Annotated in this window: 10 protein-coding genes, 1 tRNA gene and 3 pseudogenes; 2 read left to right on the top strand and 12 right to left on the bottom strand. The window is 71.1% G+C overall.

Annotation, left to right across the window (positions count from 1 at the left end):
- Nucleotides 1–57 precede the first annotated feature (57 nt).
- The 10 genes and pseudogenes from rpmE to argS all read right to left on the bottom strand — a co-directional run bounded on the left by rpmE (nucleotide 58) and on the right by argS (nucleotide 12158).
- Nucleotides 58–291 (bottom strand): 50S ribosomal protein L31, encoded by a 234-nt coding sequence (rpmE, locus tag H0S67_RS08635; RefSeq protein WP_180936257.1) that lies wholly within the window; start codon nucleotides 289–291, stop codon nucleotides 58–60.
- Nucleotides 288–1883, bottom strand: a complete 1596-nt coding sequence (locus tag H0S67_RS08630; RefSeq protein ID WP_219635581.1) for a glycosyltransferase family 2 protein — start codon at nucleotides 1881–1883, stop codon at nucleotides 288–290. The genes rpmE and H0S67_RS08630 overlap by 4 nt, the downstream gene beginning before the upstream one ends.
- Nucleotides 1880–2938, bottom strand: coding sequence for a HEAT repeat domain-containing protein (locus H0S67_RS08625; RefSeq protein ID WP_180936256.1), 1059 nt, complete (start codon nucleotides 2936–2938; stop codon nucleotides 1880–1882). The genes H0S67_RS08630 and H0S67_RS08625 overlap by 4 nt, the downstream gene beginning before the upstream one ends.
- A 10-nt stretch (nucleotides 2939–2948) precedes the next feature.
- The gene (locus H0S67_RS08620; RefSeq protein ID WP_180936255.1) at nucleotides 2949–3320 is read right to left on the bottom strand and encodes a response regulator transcription factor; all 372 of its coding nucleotides are present in this window, start codon (nucleotides 3318–3320) and stop codon (nucleotides 2949–2951) included.
- 125 nt (nucleotides 3321–3445) lie between these two features.
- Nucleotides 3446–5419 (bottom strand): transcription termination factor Rho, encoded by a 1974-nt coding sequence (gene rho / locus H0S67_RS08615; RefSeq protein WP_180936254.1) that lies wholly within the window; start codon nucleotides 5417–5419, stop codon nucleotides 3446–3448.
- Between the two features lie 260 nt (nucleotides 5420–5679).
- Nucleotides 5680–6594, bottom strand: coding sequence for a homoserine kinase (thrB, locus tag H0S67_RS08610; RefSeq protein WP_180936253.1), 915 nt, complete (start codon nucleotides 6592–6594; stop codon nucleotides 5680–5682).
- Nucleotides 6595–6621: 27 nt separating this feature from the next.
- Nucleotides 6622–7723: pseudogene (thrC, locus tag H0S67_RS08605) on the bottom strand (threonine synthase).
- Nucleotides 7720–9068: pseudogene (locus tag H0S67_RS08600) on the bottom strand (homoserine dehydrogenase). The pseudogenes thrC and H0S67_RS08600 overlap by 4 nt, the downstream one beginning before the upstream one ends.
- Nucleotides 9034–10455, bottom strand: a complete 1422-nt coding sequence (gene lysA / locus H0S67_RS08595) for a diaminopimelate decarboxylase (protein ID WP_180936252.1) — start codon at nucleotides 10453–10455, stop codon at nucleotides 9034–9036. The pseudogene H0S67_RS08600 and the gene lysA overlap by 35 nt, the downstream one beginning before the upstream one ends.
- Nucleotides 10456–10472: 17 nt before the next feature.
- A complete protein-coding gene (gene argS, locus H0S67_RS08590) occupies nucleotides 10473–12158 on the bottom strand; it encodes an arginine--tRNA ligase (RefSeq protein WP_180936251.1) in 1686 nt (561 codons plus the stop codon).
- Between the two features lie 95 nt (nucleotides 12159–12253).
- On the opposite strand from argS, the gene H0S67_RS08585 reads away from it, so the two are divergent.
- Nucleotides 12254–12329, top strand: a tRNA-Arg gene (locus H0S67_RS08585).
- A gap of 102 nt (nucleotides 12330–12431) precedes the next feature.
- Here the strand turns inward: H0S67_RS08585 and H0S67_RS08580 are convergent.
- Complete coding sequence (locus H0S67_RS08580; RefSeq protein WP_180936250.1) at nucleotides 12432–13364, bottom strand: LCP family protein; 933 nt, start codon at nucleotides 13362–13364, stop codon at nucleotides 12432–12434.
- Nucleotides 13361–14077 carry a hypothetical protein gene (locus H0S67_RS08575; RefSeq protein WP_180936249.1) on the bottom strand — a complete coding sequence of 239 codons (717 nt, stop codon included), beginning with the start codon at nucleotides 14075–14077 and terminating at the stop codon, nucleotides 13361–13363. The genes H0S67_RS08580 and H0S67_RS08575 overlap by 4 nt, the downstream gene beginning before the upstream one ends.
- A gap of 225 nt (nucleotides 14078–14302) precedes the next feature.
- Between H0S67_RS08575 and H0S67_RS08570 the strand changes: the two are divergent.
- A pseudogene (locus tag H0S67_RS08570) lies at nucleotides 14303–18015 on the top strand (multifunctional oxoglutarate decarboxylase/oxoglutarate dehydrogenase thiamine pyrophosphate-binding subunit/dihydrolipoyllysine-residue succinyltransferase subunit).
- Nucleotides 18016–18018 lie beyond the last annotated feature (3 nt).

The raw sequence follows: 18018 nt of genomic DNA, 5'->3' as shown, positions 1-18018 counted from the left end.
GGACAAATGACGAGCGCCGGTCCCCGCACGACTGCAGGGACCGGCGCTCGGGGACAGCTACTTCGCGGCGTCCTTCTTCTGGGAGGCAGCCTTGGCGTAGCGGGCCTCGAAGCGGGCGACGCGGCCGCCGGTGTCGAGGATCTTCTGCTTGCCGGTGTAGAACGGGTGGCACTGCGAGCAGACGTCGGCGTGGATGACGCCGGAGGTCGCGGTGCTGCGGGTGGTGAACTTCGCGCCACAGGTGCAGGTGACCTGGGTCTCGACGTACTCCGGGTGGATGTCCTTCTTCATGCGATGTCCTCTCTCAACGGTCGCCGGGTCGCCCCCGCCTGGTGCGGGACGCGTGAACCGGAACCAGCTGGCAATGATGCCACCACTGACAACACAGTGGTAATCCGTGGCATTCCGCCCCGGACGGCCCCGACTAGGGGGCCGAAGCCCTTGCGCTGCATGTCTCCCCAGTCGTGGCGGGAGCGCCTGAGCACCTCGATGATGCCGCCGAGCCGCCACCAGGCGTTGAGCTGCCGGTAGCCGAAGTTCTCCTCGACGGCGGCCCCCATTGCGCGGAACAGGTCCGGGAGGCCGCGGTAGCGCCGGAAGGAGATCTCCTCGGCCAGCAGCGCCACCAGCGAGACGAGGATGGCGTAGAGGATCGAGGCCGCGAGCAGCAGCACGACCACCGGCACGTTGACGATGTCCCAGCCGGGCAGGAACTGCTCGACGCCCAGCGAGGCCATGAGCACCAGGAAGTAGGCGAGCCCGGTGACCTCGACGATCGGCGCGAGCAGCTCGAAGAGGAAGAACCACGGCATCGTGACCATCCCGATGACGCCGTACCGCGGGCGGAACATCATCCGGCCGTGCCGCGCGAAGATCTCGGTCAGGCCGCGGTGCCAGCGACGTCGCTGCTTGCGCAGGACCGCCCGGTCCTCGGGGACCTCGGTCCAGGCCACCGGTTCCGGGACGAACACGACCTCCGCGTCGCGGCGCTGGTCGCCCAGCAGCCGGTGGATGCGCACCACGAGCTCGGCGTCCTCGCCGATGCAGTCGGTGGCCAGCCCGTCGACCTCCAGGAGAACGTCCTTGCGGAAGATGCCGAAGGCACCGGAGATGATCAGCAGCCCACCCGCGCGGGACCAGCCGGCGCGACCGATGAGGAAGGCCCGGAGGTACTCGGTGACCTGGATCCGGGCCAGCCAGCCGCGCGGCATCCGCAGGTCTGTCACGCGGCCCCGCTCGACGCGCGAGCCGTTGGCGACCCGGACCACTCCCCCGGCGGCCACCACGCGCCCCGGGTCGTCGGCGAAGGGCCGGGAGACGTCGAGGAGCGCGCGCGGGTCGAGCAGCGAGTCGGCGTCGACCATGCACACCAGCTCCTTGCGGGAGTGGTTGATCCCGGCGTTCAGCGCGTCGGCCTTGCCTCCGTTGCGCTTGACGACGAGGGCCAGGTTGCGCGCCCCGCGTCGGCTCACCCAGGTGCTGAGCACCTCGCCCTTGGTGGGGATGTGGCCACCGGGGACGAGCGGGACCTCGACCATGTCGAACTCGGCGATCACCTTGGCGACCGTGTCGTCCTTGGACCCGTCGTCGATCACCACCACCTCGAAGTCGGGGTAGCGCAGCGAGGTCATCGCCTGCACCGACTGCACGATCGTCGCGGACTCGTTGTACGCCGGCATGAGCACCGAGACCCCACGCGGGTGCGGCTCGCGGAACCACTCGTCGTAGCCGGCGAAGTCGAGCCGCCTGCGGTAGGCCAGCAGGTCGGAGAGCGCCAGCCCGGAGAGCAGGAGGAAGCTGGTGTTGATCAGGACCGAGTAGACGGCGTAGCCGAGGCCGACGACGGTCATGACGTGGCCGAGGGCCGCCACGAACGCGCTCACGGCATGCTCCCCAGTGCGGCGAGCGCGGTCACCTCGCGGGCGACGGGCGCGGTGCTCGACGACAGGACGTCCCGACCGCTGGGGCCGCAGCGGTGGAGGGCGTTGGCGGCGGCACGCGCCACCTCGACGTTGTCGTCGTGGAGCACCGTCGCGAGGGCCGGCACGGCCCACGAGCCGCCGATCAGGCCGAGCGAGTCGGCGGCCGCACGCCGGACCTCGGGATCGGCGTGCCCCAGCGGGCCCGCCAGCGCCACGACGGACGAGGAGGCGCCGAGCTGGCCGAGGGCGTGGATGCACGCGAGCTTCAGCTCGATCGACGACTGCTCCAGGGCCGCTTCGAGCGAGGACACCGCGGTGACCGCGCCCACCAGCCCGAGCGCCTCGGCGGCCAGGAAGCCGCGGCGGTCGCCGCCGGGAGTCACGGCCAGCGACTGGGTGAGGCCGCGGCGCAGCACCGGGACCGCCGGCGCCCCGATCCGGTCCACCGAGGAGAGGAAGTCGGCGCGCAGCCGGGGCTCGCGGGAGGCCTGGCGCAGGAGCGCGTCCACGACGACCGGCTCGGGGAACGCGCCGAGGGCGAGCATCGCGGTCCGCCGCACGGAGAAGTCGCGGTCGTCCAGACCCGCGATGACGTGGTCGCGGCCGGCCCGCTCGGCGAGCACCCCCAGCCGGTAGAGGCCGCGGCAGCGCCGTACCGACGACCGGCTCCGCGTGAGCCGGGTCGCCTCCTCCACCGCACCCCAGGTGCGCAGCACCTGGCGGAGCCGCTCCCGGGCGGTGCCACGGAGCTTGGGGACCAGTCCGAAGGCGTCGTCCTCGACGGCGGCCCGCTCGGAGGGCCGGGCGGAGAGCAGACGGTCGTAGGCGTCGCCGACCTCGTCGGGCTCGCCGGTGCTGAGCATCATGACGTCGCGCCAGACCGGCACCCGCACCAGGACCCGACGGCGCTCGCGGGTGTCGGCGACGTACCTGACCACGACGAGGCAGCCCACCACGACGAGGCAGGCGGTGAGGAGGACGAGGGCGGCGACGTACCCGAGATGCGCCAGAGTCATCGGACCAGGGTCATCTGGCGCGGGTCAGCAGCGCCTGGACCCGCGACGCCAGCTCGCGGGGGCTGAAGGGCTTGGTGATGTAGTCGTCGGCCCCCGAGTCGAAACCCGTCTCGACGTCGGACTCCTGGGCGCGGGCCGTCAGCAGGATCACCGGGAGGTCGGCCAGGCTCGGGTCCGAGCGGATCGCCCGGATCGCGTCCAGCCCGGAGACGCCGGGCATCATCACGTCGAGCACCGCGAGGTCCGGCCGCGACGCCAGGCAGGCGTCGATCGCCGCGGCACCGTCGGCAACCGCGACCACGTCATGCCCGAGCGTCGAGAGCTTGAACTCGACGAGCTCGCGGATGTCGACGTCATCGTCGGCAACCAGGATCCGAGCCACGGCTTCCCCCTTCAGGTCCGAGTGTGCGTGAAGCCTAGCGTCGGGGGGACGTGATCGAGCACAGGCCGGGCCGCTTCCTTTGGGAAGCGACCCGGCCTGTGCCACCGACGAGGCGTGGGCTGCGGTCAGTCCTGACCCGGCGCCGGCGTGGTCTTCTGCACCTGCATGAGGAACTCGATGTTGCTGTGCGACTTCTTGAGCCGCTCGAGCAGCAGCTCGAGGGCCTGCTGGCCGTCGAGACCGGAGAGCACGCGACGCAGCTTCCAGACGACCGCGAGCTCCTCCTTGCTCATCAGGAGCTCCTCGCGGCGCGTGCCCGACTGGACCGCGTCGATGGCGGGGAACAGGCGCTTGTCGGCGAAGTCGCGGCGCAGCCGGATCTCCATGTTGCCGGTGCCCTTGAACTCCTCGAAGATCACCTCGTCCATCTTGGAGCCGCTCTCGATCAGCGCGGTCGCGAGGATGGTGAGCGAGCCGCCGTTCTCGATGTTGCGAGCAGCGCCGAAGAAGCGCTTCGGCGGGTAGAGCGCCGCGGAGTCCACGCCACCGGAGAGGATCCGGCCGCTGGCCGGGGCGGCCAGGTTGTAGGCGCGCCCGAGTCGGGTGATGCCGTCGAGCAGCACGACCACGTCGTGGCCGAGCTCGACGAGCCGCTTGGCCCGCTCGATCGCGAGCTCGGCGACCATCGTGTGGTCGCTGGCCGGACGGTCGAAGGTCGAGGAGATGACCTCGCCCTTGACCGAGCGCTCGAAGTCGGTGACCTCCTCGGGACGCTCGTCCACCAGGACGACCATGAGGTGGCACTCGGGGTTGTTGGTCGTGATCGAGTTGGCGATCGACTGCATGATCATGGTCTTGCCGGCCTTGGCCGGGGACACGATCAGGCCGCGCTGGCCCTTGCCGATCGGGGCGGCGATGTCGATGACCCGGCCGATCAGGTTGCCCTGCTCGGTCTCGAGGCGCAGGCGCTCCGAGGGGTAGAGCGGGGTCAGCTTGGAGAACTCGATGCGGCTCTTGGCGGCCTCGGGGTCGGCCCCGTTGACGCTCTCGATGCGCACCATCGGGTTGAACTTCTCCTTGCGCTCGCCCTCGCGGGGCTGGCGCACCTCACCGATGATCGCGTCGCCGCGACGCAGGCCGTACTTGCGCACCATCGACAGCGAGACGTAGACGTCGTCGGTGCCGGGCAGGTAGCCGCTGGTCCGGACGAACGCGTAGTTGTCGAGGACGTCGAGGATGCCCGCGGCCGGGACCAGGACGTCGTCCTCGAGGATGGTGGTGTCGGGCTCGTTGCGCTGGCCGCCGGTGCGGCCGCCGCGGTCGTCGCGGGCCCGGGGCTCGTTGCGGTCGCGGTCGTTGCGGTCGCGGTCGCGACCCCGGCGCCGCCGGTTGCGCCGGCTGCCCTCGCCGCCCGCCTGGTCGTCGCGGTTCTGCTGGTCGCGGTTCTGCTGCTCGCCTCGGTTCTGCTCACCGCGGTTCTGCTGCTCGCCTCGGTTCTGCTCACCCCGGTTCTGCTGCTCACCCCGGTTCTGCTGCTCGCCCCGGTTCTCCTGCTCGCCCCGGTTCTGCTGCCCACCCCGGTCCTGCTGCTCGGCGCGCTTCTGGTCGCGGCCCTGCCGCTCGCGGTCCTGCTGCTCGCGGTCCTGGTCGCCGCGGTTCCGCTGCTCGCGGTCCTGGTCGCCGCGGTTCCGCTGCTCGCGGTCCTGCTCGCCGGCGCCCTGGTCGCTGCCCCGGTCGTCGCGCCGCTCGCCGCGGCCCTTGCGGGCCGCCTGCTGCTCGGCGGGCGCCTCGTTCGCGGGCGCCTCCTTGACGGGCGTCTCGGCGGCGGGGGCCCGGTCGGCGGGGGCCCGGTCGTCAGGGGCGTTGCGCTTGCTCGCACCGCCCTGGCGCGCACCGCTCTGGCTCGGGCCGCTCTGGGCGGACTTGATCGCCTCGACGAGCTGGGCCTTCTTCATGGTGGCCGCGCCCGGGATGCCCATGCCCGCGGCCATCGACTTCAGGTCCGCGATCAGCATGGAGTTGAGCCCACCACCGCGCTTCTTGGGAGTCCCGGACGTTGCCTCGGGGACAGCGGGAGTGGATTCGATGGTTTCCGTCACGTGAGGTCCTTCCCACGTATCAGTGCCGCCCGGCCCGCGGGTCGGCGGCTGCTGGTCATTGCTTCCTCTCCCGCCGTGGCTCACCGGAGGAGGGCGACGGGCGGGTGTGCGAGACGAGGCCCGCACTGGAATGAGGAAGAAGTCGCACCCAGGGACTCATCGTCACCTGGTGGTGCTACGTCGAGATGTCCGACGCGTCTTCACAGTACCACTCGGGAAGCCGGATGTGGCACGGGGCACGTTTTCCACCGATCCGGATCTCAGCCGATCCGGATCCCGTCCCGGTCGACCGCCAGGTGGTGCGCCGACCAGCCGTCGGGACAGCGCGCCAGCACCGCCGCCGGCTCGCGGGAGGCGCTGCCCGGGCCGTCGACGAAGACCAGCACGGTGGGGCCAGCCCCCGAGACCACCGCGGCCATCCCGTCGGCTCGCAGTGAGTCGACGAGGGCCAGCGACTCAGGCATCGCCGCTCGCCGGTACTCCTGGTGGAGGTAGTCACGGGTCGCGCGGTGGAGCTGCTCGGGCTGGCCGGCGAGCGCGGCGACCAGCAGCGCCGTACGACCACCGTTGGCGGCGGCGTCCGCGTGCGGGACGACGTCGGGGAGCAGGCCCCGGGCGACCTCCGTGGAGACCGGCGTGGGCGGCACGAGCACGACGGCGCCCACCCGGGGGTCGACCGCCGACCCGACCGCGTAGAAGCCGGCGTCGTCGCGGCCCGAGATCGCGAACCCGCCGTAGAACGCCGGGGCGACGTTGTCGGGGTGACCCTCGAGCCGGGCGGCCAGGTCGAAGAGCGCGTCGTCCGCCACCAGCAGCGAGCCGCCGGCCACGAGGCCGCGGGCCAGCGCCACGCCGGCGACGATCGCCGCCGAGGAGGAGCCGAGCCCGCGGGCGTGCGGGATGACGTTGCGGCACGAGAGCCGCAGCCCCGGCGGCTGGACCCCCATCACGTCGAACGCGGCGCGCATCGACCGGACGACGAGGTGGGACTCGTCGCGGGCCACCGCGTCGGCTCCGGCACCCTCCACCTCGACCACCAGGCCGTCGTCGAGGACCTCGGCCTCGAGCTCGTCACGCAGGGACAGGGCGAGTCCCAGCGAGTCGAAACCGGGTCCCAGGTTGGCCGACGTGGCGGGCACGGAGACGCGGACGGGACCGTCGACGAAGGTGACCATGGAGGCTCTCGATCTCGTGGGGGCGGCTCAGGCGAGACCGGCCGCGCGGGCCGCGGCGGCGACGTCGGCATCGACGACCGTGTCGACGATGTTGCGTCCCGAGGCCGAGAAGCCCTCGAGCGCGGTCGCGGTGTCCTTCAGCCCGTGGCCGGTCACGGTCACCACGACCGTGGTGCCGGCGTAGGACTCCCCCGCCGCGAGCTCCTGGAGCAGGCCGGCGATCCCGGCCGCGGACGCCGGCTCCACGAACACCCCGTCGTGGGTGGCCAGGTCGCGCTGGGCGGCGAGGATCTGGTCGTCGGAGACCGCCGCGAACCGGCCGCCGGACTCGTCGCGGGCCGCCTCGGCCAGCTTCCACGAGGCGGGGTTGCCGATCCGGATGGCGGTCGCCTTGGTCTCGGGGTCGGGGAAGGGCTCGCCCGTCACCAGGGGCGCCGCTCCCTCGGCCTGGAAGCCGCGCATCACGGGTCGCCTCGTCGCCAGCCCGAGGTCGGCGTACTGCGTGTAGCCCAGCCAGTACGCCGAGATGTTGCCGGCGTTGCCGACCGGGAGCAGGTGGAAGTCGGGCGCGTCACCGAGGAAGTCGACGATCTCGAAGGCGGCGGTCTTCTGCCCCTCCAGACGCACCGGGTTCACCGAGTTGACCAGCGACACCGGGTAGTCCCACGCGAGGCCCTTGGCGATGCCGAGGCAGTCGTCGAAGTTGCCGCGGACCATGATCACCTGCGCGCCGTGCATGATCGCCTGGGCCATCTTGCCGGCGGCGATCTTGCCCTCGGGGACCAGCACCAGCGGCTTGAGGCCGGCCTTGGCGGCATAGGCCGCCATCGAGGCCGAGGTGTTGCCGGTGGAGGCACAGACCCACGGGGGCCTCGGCGCCGTCGTGCTTCGCGACGGAGATCGCGGCGGTCATACCGCGATCCTTGAACGAGCCGGTCGGGTTGTCCCCCTCGACCTTGAGCCACACCTCCGCCCGGGTCAGGCCCGACAGCCACTCGGAGTGGACCAGGGGTGTGCCGCCCTCTCGCAGCGTGACCGCGACGGTGCCCTCGGGGATCTCGAGGAGGCTGCGGTACTCCTCGATCACGCCGCGCCACTGGTGGGTGCGGGTGAGCTCGCCGAGGTTCATTCGTGCTCTCCCTCGACCCGCATCACCGAGGTGACCTCCCTGACGATGTCCATCTCACGCAGGTGCTGCACCGTGGCGCTCAGCTGCGCGTCGGTGGCCTCGTGCGAGACGACGACGAGCTGGGCGTCGAGGCCGCGGCCCTCCTGGCGCACGGTCTGGATCGACACGCCGTTCTCGGCGAACGCCGTCGCGACGGCGGCCAGCACTCCGGCTCGGTCATCGACGTCGATCGCCACGTGGTAGCGCGTCCGGGTCTCCCCCATCGGCAGCACGGCACGGTCGGCGTACGCCGACTCCCCGGCCCCACGGGTGCCGGCAAGGCGGTTGCGGGCCACCGTGACCAGGTCGCCGAGGACCGCCGAGGCGGTCGGCGAGCCGCCCGCGCCGGGACCGTAGAACATCAGCTGACCGGCAGCCTCGGACTCGACGAAGACCGCGTTGTAGGCCTCGCGGACGGACGCCAGCGGGTGGGTCCGCGGGATCATCGCCGGGTGCACCCGCACGGCTACGGCGTCGTCGCCGCCGGCCTGGGGCATCAGCTCGCAGATCGCCAGCAGCTTCACGACGCCGCCCATGTCGCGGGCCGACTGGACGTCGGCCGCGGTCACCTCGGAGATGCCCTCGCGGTAGACGTCGGCCGCGGTGACCCGCGAGTGGAAGGCGAGGGAGGCCAGGATCGCGGCCTTGGCGGCGGCGTCGAACCCCTCGACGTCCGCGGTCGGGTCGGCCTCGGCGTAGCCGAGCTCCTGGGCCTCCTCCAGCGCCTCGGCGAAGCCGGCGCCCGAGGTGTCCATCTTGTCCAGGATGAAGTTGGTCGTGCCGTTGACGATGCCGAGCACCCGGGTGACGCGGTCGCCCGCGAGCGACTCGCGCAGCGGCCGCAGGATCGGGATGGCACCGGCGACCGCGGCCTCGTAGTAGAGGTCGCGCCCGGCCTTCTCGGCCGCCTCGAACAGGGTCGGCCCGTCCTCCGCGAGCAGCGCCTTGTTGGCGGTGATCACCGACGCGCCGTTCTCCAGCGCGGCGAGGATCAGCGAGCGCGCGGGTTCGATACCGCCGATCACCTCGACGACGAGGTCCACGTCGTCCCGGGCCACGAGCCCCGCCGCGTCCGTCGTCAGCAGCCCCTCGGGCACCTCGACGTCGCGGACCGCGTCGAGGCGACGCACCGCCACCCGACGAGCTCGACCGGCGCTCCGACCCGGGCCGCGAGGTCGCCGGCCTGCTCGTCGAGCAGGCGCACCACCTGCGAGCCCACCGACCCGCAGCCGAGCACCGCGACCCTCAGGGTCCGGTCACTCTTTGCTGGGCTATCCACTGGGCTGTCCACCGGCCGCTCCCACATCCGTCGCCAACAGGTCGTCCACAGTCTCCCGTCGCAGGACCACGCGTGTGGCACCGTCCCGAACCGCGATCACCGGCGGGCGCAGCGCGTGATTGTAGTTGGAGGCCATCGAGCGACAGTAGGCACCCGTGCCCGGGACCGCCACCAGGTCGCCGGGCACCAGGTCGGAGGGCAGGAACTCGTCCTTGACCACGATATCGCCGGCCTCGCAGTGCATCCCCACCACGCGGGACAGCGTGGGCGGCGCCTCGGAGGCCCGGGACGCCAGGGTGCAGGAGTAGTCGGCGTCGTAGAGGGCGGTCCGGACGTTGTCGCTCATCCCTCCGTCGACGCTCACGTAGGTGCGCCGGGCGCCGCCGTCGAGCTCGACCTCCTTGACCGTGCCCACCTCGTAGACGGTGCACATCGACGGACCCACGATGGCGCGGCCGGGCTCGATCGAGAGCCGAGGCTGCGGGATCCCGAGCCCGCGGCACTCGTGCTCGACGATCTTCGACATCTCGGTCGCCAGCTGCGAGGGGTCCGACGGGTCGTCCTGGGTGGTGTAGGCGATGCCGAAGCCGCCACCGAGGTCCATCTCGGGAAGCGTCGTCCCGAGCTCCTCGGAGATCCGCGCCTGCAGGGCCAGCACCCGCCGTGCGGCGACCTCGAAGCCCGAGGAGTCGAAGATCTGCGAGCCGATGTGGGAGTGCAGGCCGAGGAGCTCGAGACCCGGAGCCGCCTCGACCCGGCGTACCGCCTCGAAGGCGTCGCCCGCGGTGATCGAGAAGCCGAACTTCTGGTCCTCGTGCGCGGTGGCGATGTACTCGTGGGTGTGCGCCTCGACCCCCGCCGTGACCCGGACCATCACCCGCGCGGTGGCCCCGAGCTCCGCGACCACGGCGGCCAGCCGCTCGATCTCGACGAACGAGTCGACGATGATCCGGCCGACCCCGAGCGCCACCGCCCGGCGCAGCTCGGCGACCGTCTTGTTGTTGCCGTGGAAGCCCGCGCGGGCCATGTCGAAGCCGGCCCGCTCGGCCACGGTCAGCTCACCGCCCGAGCAGACGTCGAGGTTGAGCCCCTCCTCGCCGACCCAGCGCGCCGTGGTCGTGCACAGGAACGCCTTGCCGGCGTAGAAGACGTCGTACGCCGAGAACGCGTCGCGGAACGCCCGGGCCCGGGCCCGGAAGTCCGCCTCGTCGAGGACGTACGCCGGGGACCCGTGCTCGGCCACCAGGTCGGTCAGCCGCACCCCCCCGACCTCGAGCGCCCCGTCCACCTTGCGGGCGGTCGTGGACCACAGGTGCTGGACGAGCTGGTTGGGGTCTGCCGGCTGGCGCAGCCAGGACGGGCCGCGCAGGGCTCCGTCGGCGTGCGCCCAGCCTGCCTCGTGGGCGTGGGGCATGGGGTGGGTCCGCCTCCCTACATCCGCTCGGGGGCGGAGACCCCGAGCAGGCCGAGTCCGTTGGCCAGGACCGTGCGCGTCGCCGCGACCAGCATCAGGCGGGCCTCGTTGACCGGCCGCACCGGCTCGTCACCCGATGGCAGCATCCTGCACTCCCGGGTGTCGTACCACTTGTTGAAGACCGAGGTCATCGCCTCGAGGTAGCGGGCGATCCGGTGCGGCTCGCGCAGCTCGGCCGCGCTGGCGACCACCCGGGGGAACTCCGCCAGCGCGCGCAGCAGCTGCCCTTCCAGCTCGTGGGAGAGAAGCGCCGGGTCGAAGGTCCCCGCCTCCACGGGCAGGGACATGCCGAGGTCGGCGGCGTTCTCCATCATCCGGCAGGTGCGGGCGTGGCCGTACTGCACGTAGTAGACGGGGTTGTCGTTGGAGGCCTTGGTGATCTCGGCGACGTCGAGGGTGAGGGGGCTGTCGGCCGGGTAGCGCGCCAGGGAGTAGCGCAGCGCGTCCACGCCGATCTCGTCGACGAGCTCGTCGAGCGTGACCATGGTGCCCGCCCGCTTGGACAGCCGGAGCTCTTCACCGTCGCGCAGGATCTTGACCAGCTGCCCGATGAGCACCTCGATGTGGGAGTCCGGGTCGTCCCCGGCGCAGGCCGCCATCGCCCGCAGCCGCCCGACGTAGCCGTGGTGGTCGGCGCCGAGCAGGTAGATGCAGCGGTCGAAGCCGCGCGCCCGCTTGTTGAGGTAGTAGGCGGTGTCCGAGGCGAAGTAGGTGAGCACGCCGTTGGACCGGATCAGCACCCGGTCCCGGTCGTCGCCGAAGTCCGTGGTGCGCATCCACAGGGCACCGTCGGCCTCGAAGAGGTGGCCCTTGTCCTGAAGGCCCTTGAGGGTGTCGGTCACGGAGCCGTGCGAGGTGTCCTCGTGCAGGCTCCGCTCGGAGAACCACACGTCGAAGTGGGTGTTGAACCCGTCGAGCTGGTCCTGCTGGTCCTTGAGCTGGACGGCGTAGCCCGCCTCGCGGAACGCGACCAGCCGCTCGTCGGCGGGCAGGTCGACGATCTCCGGGCGGTCGGCCACGATCCGGGCGGCGAGGTCGGCGATGTACTCGCCCTGGTAGCCGTCCTCGGGGATCGGCCTGCCGAGGGCGGCCGCCTCGATGGAGGCGCCGAAGAGGTCCATCTGGTTGCCGCGGTCGTTGATGTAGAACTCCCGCGTCACCTCGGCGCCGGCGGCCTGCAGGACCCGGCCGATGGCGTCGCCCAGGACGGCCCACCGGGTGTGCCCCAGGTGCAGCGGACCGGTCGGGTTGGCCGAGATGAACTCGACGTTGATCCGGTTGCCGGCCAGCACGTCGGAACCGCCGTACGACGCACCGGCGGCGACGACGTCCGCAGCGACCTGACCCTGCGCGCCCGCGTCGATGGTGATGTTGAGGAACCCGGGGCCGGCGATCTCGACCGCGCTCACACCCTCGACCGCCTCGAGCCGCCGCTGGACGAGGGCGGCGAGCTCACGAGGGTTCAGCCCCGCCCTCTTGCCGAGCTGGAGGGCGACGTTGGTGGCGTAGTCGCCGTGGCCCTTCTGACGCGGTCGTTCCACGGTCACGGAGGCCGGGACGCCGTCGGGCAGCGCCACGGAGCCGTCGTCCACGAGGGCCTGCAGCACGTCGACGATGGCGGCGGAGATCTGGTCGGGGGTCACCACGTCAGCCTATCGGCGGGCCCCGGTTTCCTCCGCGCCGGTTTCGACAGGTAGTCTCCCCATTCGCGCCGACACGCAACCCTGTCGACGTGCAGGCCTCCGTAGCTCAGGGGATAGAGCACTGGTTTCCGGTACCAGGTGCCGCAGGTTCGAATCCTGCCGGAGGCGCCACCTCGTCGAGCTGGGCCCCATTACCGATGCGAATGGGGCCCTTCTCGTCACCGGGCCGGAATCCGGCCCTACTCACCACCGAATCCGGCCCGACTCAACGGGTCAGCAGTGCTCGAGCGTCGCGTCCTTGCGCGCCTCGTTGCCGAGCATCCGCGCCTGGGACACGTAGGGCAGCACCACGCTGGCGCCGCCGATGTCACCGATCCCGCCCTGCACGACGCAGTTGGTGATCTTCGAGGGCTCCACCTGGGCCATCGCCTGCGCCAGCCGGAACAGCTCGGCCGGGGGCAGGTCGGTGTAGAGGTGCTGCATCACCGAGACCACGCCGCGCTCCATGAACCCCGGCGACGAGGCCTGCGCGCGCACCCGGGCCTGGATGCCACGCAGCACGCGCTGCTGGTTGGCGGACCGGTCGAAGTCGCCGCGGGGCAGGTTGTGGCGGATCCGGGAGAACGCCATCGCGTCGTAGCCGTTGAGGTGAATCCGCCCCGCCTTGAAGCCCTGCGGCTTGAGGTAGGTGTCGTCGAAGGCTCGCGGGTTCTGCACGTCGATGCCACCGATCTGGCGGACCATGGCGATGAAGTAGGGGAACCGGGTGACGAAGACGTAGTCGGGCTGGATCCCCACGAGGTTGCCGACCGTCTGTCCGAGCAGCTTCGGGCCGCCGAAGTACAGCGAGGCGTTGATCTTGTTGTAGCCGTGGCCCGGGATGTCCACCCACGAGTCGCGGGGCACGCCGATCGCCGACGCCGCCCCGGTCTTGGTGTTCATGCCGATCAGCTGCAGCGCGTCGCCCCGGCTGTGGGTCATGTCCTCGCCCGGCCGCGCGTCGGACCCGACGGCCAGGATCCACACCACGTCGGGGCTGAGGTCGACGCCGCTGGCGCTCTGGACCCTGACCAGCGCGACCTCGGTCGACTTCACGGCCGAGTCCGGGACCACCACGGCGGCCACGGCGAGCACGAGACCCAGCGGGACCAGGCGCCGGGTGAGCAGGCGCAGGGCCCGGGAGGTGCGGATGCGGGCGGTGCTCATCGACCGCCTCCCTTCGCGTCGTTCTTGCCGTGCTGCTTCTTCTTCTCCTGCGTCTTGGCGTGCGCCTTCGGCTGGGACTTCGACTGGGACTTCGGTCGGGGAGGCTGCAGCTCGTCGGGCGTGCCCTTGGCGACGTCGTACCCGAAGACCTTCCAGCCGTCCGGGCCCGGAGTCAGGAACAGGCGACCACGCACCGCGACGGAGGTGTGCTTCCTGCCCGTGGTGGTGAACTCCAGCCGGAAGCGTGCGGTGGCGCCGGCCGCCCGGCCTCCCGCCGGCAGTACGTCGATCCACACGAGCCGCTGCGTCGCCCGCACCCCGTCGATGCGCTTGCCGAGCGGCTGGTTGGTCATCAGCGCCTTGTCGTGGTGTGCCTGGGCGCGCGCGCTGACGGTGAAGCCGGGGAACGCGTCGTGGAAGTCGGTGCGCGGATAGCGCCCACCGACGTACGCCGCGTCGAACCAGCGGTCCACGACGTCACCTACTTGGCGCTGCACGCGCCGGCGCACGTCGGCGGGGAGCTTGCCGGGGACGCGCTCGAGGCTGACCTGGGTGGTGACCTCGGGCGGGGCCGAGCGGGTGCTGGAGGCAGAGCTCGAGGGAGTCGCGGACGGCTGGCTGCTGGCGTCGCCCCCGCTGCACGACGTGCTCGCCGAGGCGAGCACGAGGAGCGGCGCGACCAGTGCTGCGACCCGTCGTCTGGGTGTGCTCATGGTGGGCCAATCTCTCATGCCGTGTGGCTCGCGTAACACCCGGCTCGAAAGGCCACCCTTGTCTGAGCATTTGCTGGCGTGTGGGTCTAGCCTTGACGACTGAAACCCCATACACCGCGCGCGTATCCGGAAGAGGCGAAGCAACCCGTGCCGCAGTCCTCAGGCAACCAGTCTCCCGAACAGCCCTCCGCCGACTTCGGCGCCAACGAGTGGCTCGTGGAGGAGATGTACGACAAGTACCAGAAGGATCCCGGCAGCGTTGACCCCACGTGGGTGAAGTACTTCCAGGCCAACGGCAGCGCGAGCGCTGCGGCCAACGGCCACACCGCCGCGCAGCAGTCCCCCGGGCAGGGCAGCACGAAGACCGAGGAGCGCCCCGCGCCGGCGAAGACCTCGGCCCGGCCTGCCGAGGCCGCCCCCAAGGCCCAGCAGGCGGCCCAGCAGCCGGCCCAGCCGAAGGCGGAGCAGAAGCCCGCCCCCGTCGCCAAGCCCCGCCAGGCCGCCCAGGCCGACGAGCCGGCCAAGGGCACGACCAGCCCGGTCCCCAAGGACAACAAGCCGGCAGCCCCCGCGGCTGCCAGCGACGAGCCGACGTACACCGTCCTGCGCGGCGCGCCCGCGCGCACCGCCCAGAACATGGACGCCTCGCTGGCCGTGCCGACCGCCACGTCGGTCCGCTCGGTGCCGGTCAAGCTGCTGTGGGACAACCGCACCGTCATCAACAACCACCTCGCCCGCGCCCGCGGCGGCAAGGTGTCCTTCACCCACCTGATCGGCTACGCGCTGGTCAAGGCCGTGAAGTCGATGCCGGACATGAACGTCGGCTTCGATGTCGTCGACGGCAAGCCGAACCTGATCACCCCGGCGCACATCAACCTCGGGCTCGCGATCGACGTCCCCAAGCCCGACGGCAGCCGGCAGCTCCTGGTGCCGAGCATCAAGGCCGCGGAGACGATGGACTTCGCCGGGTTCTGGACCGCCTACGAGGAGATCGTGCGCAAGGCGCGCGACAACAAGCTCGGCGTCGCGGACTTCCAGGGCACCTCGATCTCGCTGACCAACCCCGGCGGCATCGGCACCAGCCACTCGGTCCCCCGCCTGATGAAGGGGCAGGGCGCCATCATCGGCGTCGGCGCCATGGAGTACCCCGCGGAGTGGCAGGGCGCGTCGGCCGAGGCGATCGCCCGCAACGGCATCAGCAAGGTCATGACACTGACCTCCACCTACGACCACCGCGTGATCCAGGGCGCGCAGTCGGGTGAGTTCCTCAAGCGGGTGCACCAGCTCCTGCTCGGCGCGGACGACTTCTACGACGAGATCTTCCGGTCGCTGCGCATCCCCTACGAGCCCATCCGCTGGGCCAACGACATCGCGACCACGCACGACGACGACATCAGCAAGCAGGCGCGGATCCTCGAGCTGATCCACGCCTACCGCGTGCGCGGTCACATGATGGCCGACACCGACCCGCTCGAGTACCGCCAGCGCAGCCACCCCGACCTCGAGGTGGAGTCGCACGGCCTCACCCTGTGGGACCTCGACCGCGAGTTCGCCACGGGCTCGTTCGGAGGCTCGGGCCGCCCGTTCATGAAGCTGCGCAACATCCTCGGGATCCTGCGTGACTCCTACTGCCGCACCACCGGCATCGAGTACATGCACATCATGGACCCCGAGCAGCGCCAGTGGATCCAGGAGCGCGTGGAGCAGCCGCACACCAAGCCCCCGCGCGAGGAGCAGCTGCGGATCCTGCTCAAGCTCAACCAGGCCGAGGCCTTCGAGACCTTCCTGCAGACCAAGTTCGTCGGCCAGAAGCGCTTCTCCCTCGAGGGCGGCGAGACCACGATCCCGGTCATCGACGAGATCTGCGAGGCGGCCGCCGACGCCGGGCTCGACGAGGTCGCCATCGGCATGGCCCACCGCGGCCGGCTCAACGTGCTCGCCAACATCGTGGGCAAGAAGTACTCCCAGATCTTCCGCGAGTTCGAAGGCAACATCGACCCGCGCACGGTCCAGGGCTCCGGGGACGTGAAGTACCACCTCGGCGCCGAGGGTGAGTTCGAGGCCGGGTCCAAGGCCAAGATCAAGGTCTCGGTGGCCGCGAACCCCTCGCACCTCGAGGCCGTCGACCCGGTCCTCGAGGGCATCGCCCGCGCCAAGCAGGACGTGCTGAACCGCGGCAACGAGTACCCCGTGCTGCCGCTGCTCGTGCACGGCGACGCGGCGTTCGCCGGCCAGGGGGTGGTGGCGGAGACGCTGAACCTCTCCCAGCTCCGTGGCTACCGCACCGGCGGCACGATCCACGTGGTCGTCAACAACCAGGTCGGCTTCACCACCTCCCCCGGATCGTCGCGCTCCTCGCTCTACTGCACGGACGTCGCCCGGATGGTCCAGGCACCGATCTTCCACGTCAACGGCGACGACCCGGAGGCGTGCATCCGCGTCGCGCAGCTGGCCTTCGAGTACCGCCAGGCGTTCAAGAAGGACGTCGTCATCGACCTCGTCTGCTACCGCCGCCGCGGCCACAACGAGGGCGACGACCCGTCGTACACCCAGCCGCTGATGTACGACCTCATCGAGCAGAAGCGGTTGTTGTGTAGCTCGGTCCGCAAGCTCTACACCGAGTCCCTCATCGGTCGTGGCGACATCACGATCGAGGAGGCCGAGCAGGTCCTGCGCGACTACCAGCAGCAGCTCGAGCGGGTCTTCACCGAGGTCCGCGAGGCCAGCAGCCAGCCGTCGGAGTGGACCACGGTCCCGGACTACCCCGACAAGCCGGTCGGCGAGACCGAGACCTCGGTGTCCATCGACGTCCTCAAGCGGATCTCCGACGCCTACGTCACGCCGCCCAACGGCTTCACGGTCCACCCCAAGGTGATGCCGCAGCTCCAGCGCCGCGCCGCGGCGATCACCGACGGCCCGATCGACTGGGGCACCGGCGAGATCCTCGCCTTCGGCTCGCTGCTCATGGACGGCCGGCCGGTGCGCCTGGCCGGTCAGGACTCGCGCCGGGGCACCTTCGTCTCGCGGTTCGCCACGATCATCGACCGGGTGAACGCAGACGAGTGGACCCCGCTGGCCTCGCTCACCGAGGACCAGGCGAAGTTCTACGTCTACGACTCGCTGCTCTCCGAGTACGCCGCGCTCGGCTTCGAGTACGGCTACTCCGTGGCCCGTCCCGAGACGCTGGTGCTGTGGGAGGCCCAGTTCGGCGACTTCGTCAACGGCGCGCAGACGGTCATCGACGAGTTCATCACCTCCGGCGAGACCAAGTGGCGCCAGCAGTCCGGCGTCGTGCTGCTGCTCCCCCACGGCTACGAGGGTCAGGGCCCCGACCACTCCTCGGCCCGCATCGAGCGCTTCATGACGATGTGCGCCGACGACGCGTTCGTGGTCGCCCAGCCGTCCACGCCGGCGTCGTACTTCCACCTGCTTCGCCAGCACTCGCTGGGCGAGGAGCACGGCCGCTGATCGTCTTCACGCCGAAGTCGATGCTGAAGCGCAAGGAGGCCGCCTCGAAGCCCGAGGACTTCACGGCGGGCTCGTTCCGGCCCTTCATCAGCGACGCGGACGCCGACCAGGACAAGGTCGACACGCTGCTGCTGTGCTCGGGCCGCGTGACCTGGGACCTGATGGTCGAGCGCGCGAAGCGGGAGAACCCCGAGCGCTTCGCCATCGCCCGGATCGAGCAGCTCTATCCGCAGCCGATCGCCGACATCGAGGCCGAGATCGCCCGCTACCCGCACCTGAAGAGCGTGCGCTGGGTGCAGGACGAGCCGGAGAACATGGGCCCCTGGCCGCACTACGCGCTCAACGTGTGGCCCGGCGTCGACGCGACCGTCGAGCCGGTCACCCGTTCGGCGTCGTCCTCGCCGTCGGTGGGCACCGTCAAGCGTCACCAGTCCGAGCAGAAGGACCTGCTCGAGCGGGCGTTCGCGTAGGTC

The organism is Nocardioides ungokensis, assembly GCF_013466985.1.
In the GTDB taxonomy this organism is placed as follows: Bacteria; Actinomycetota; Actinomycetes; order Propionibacteriales; family Nocardioidaceae; genus Nocardioides; species Nocardioides ungokensis.
This window is presented reverse-complemented; position numbering and strand designations above follow the sequence as displayed.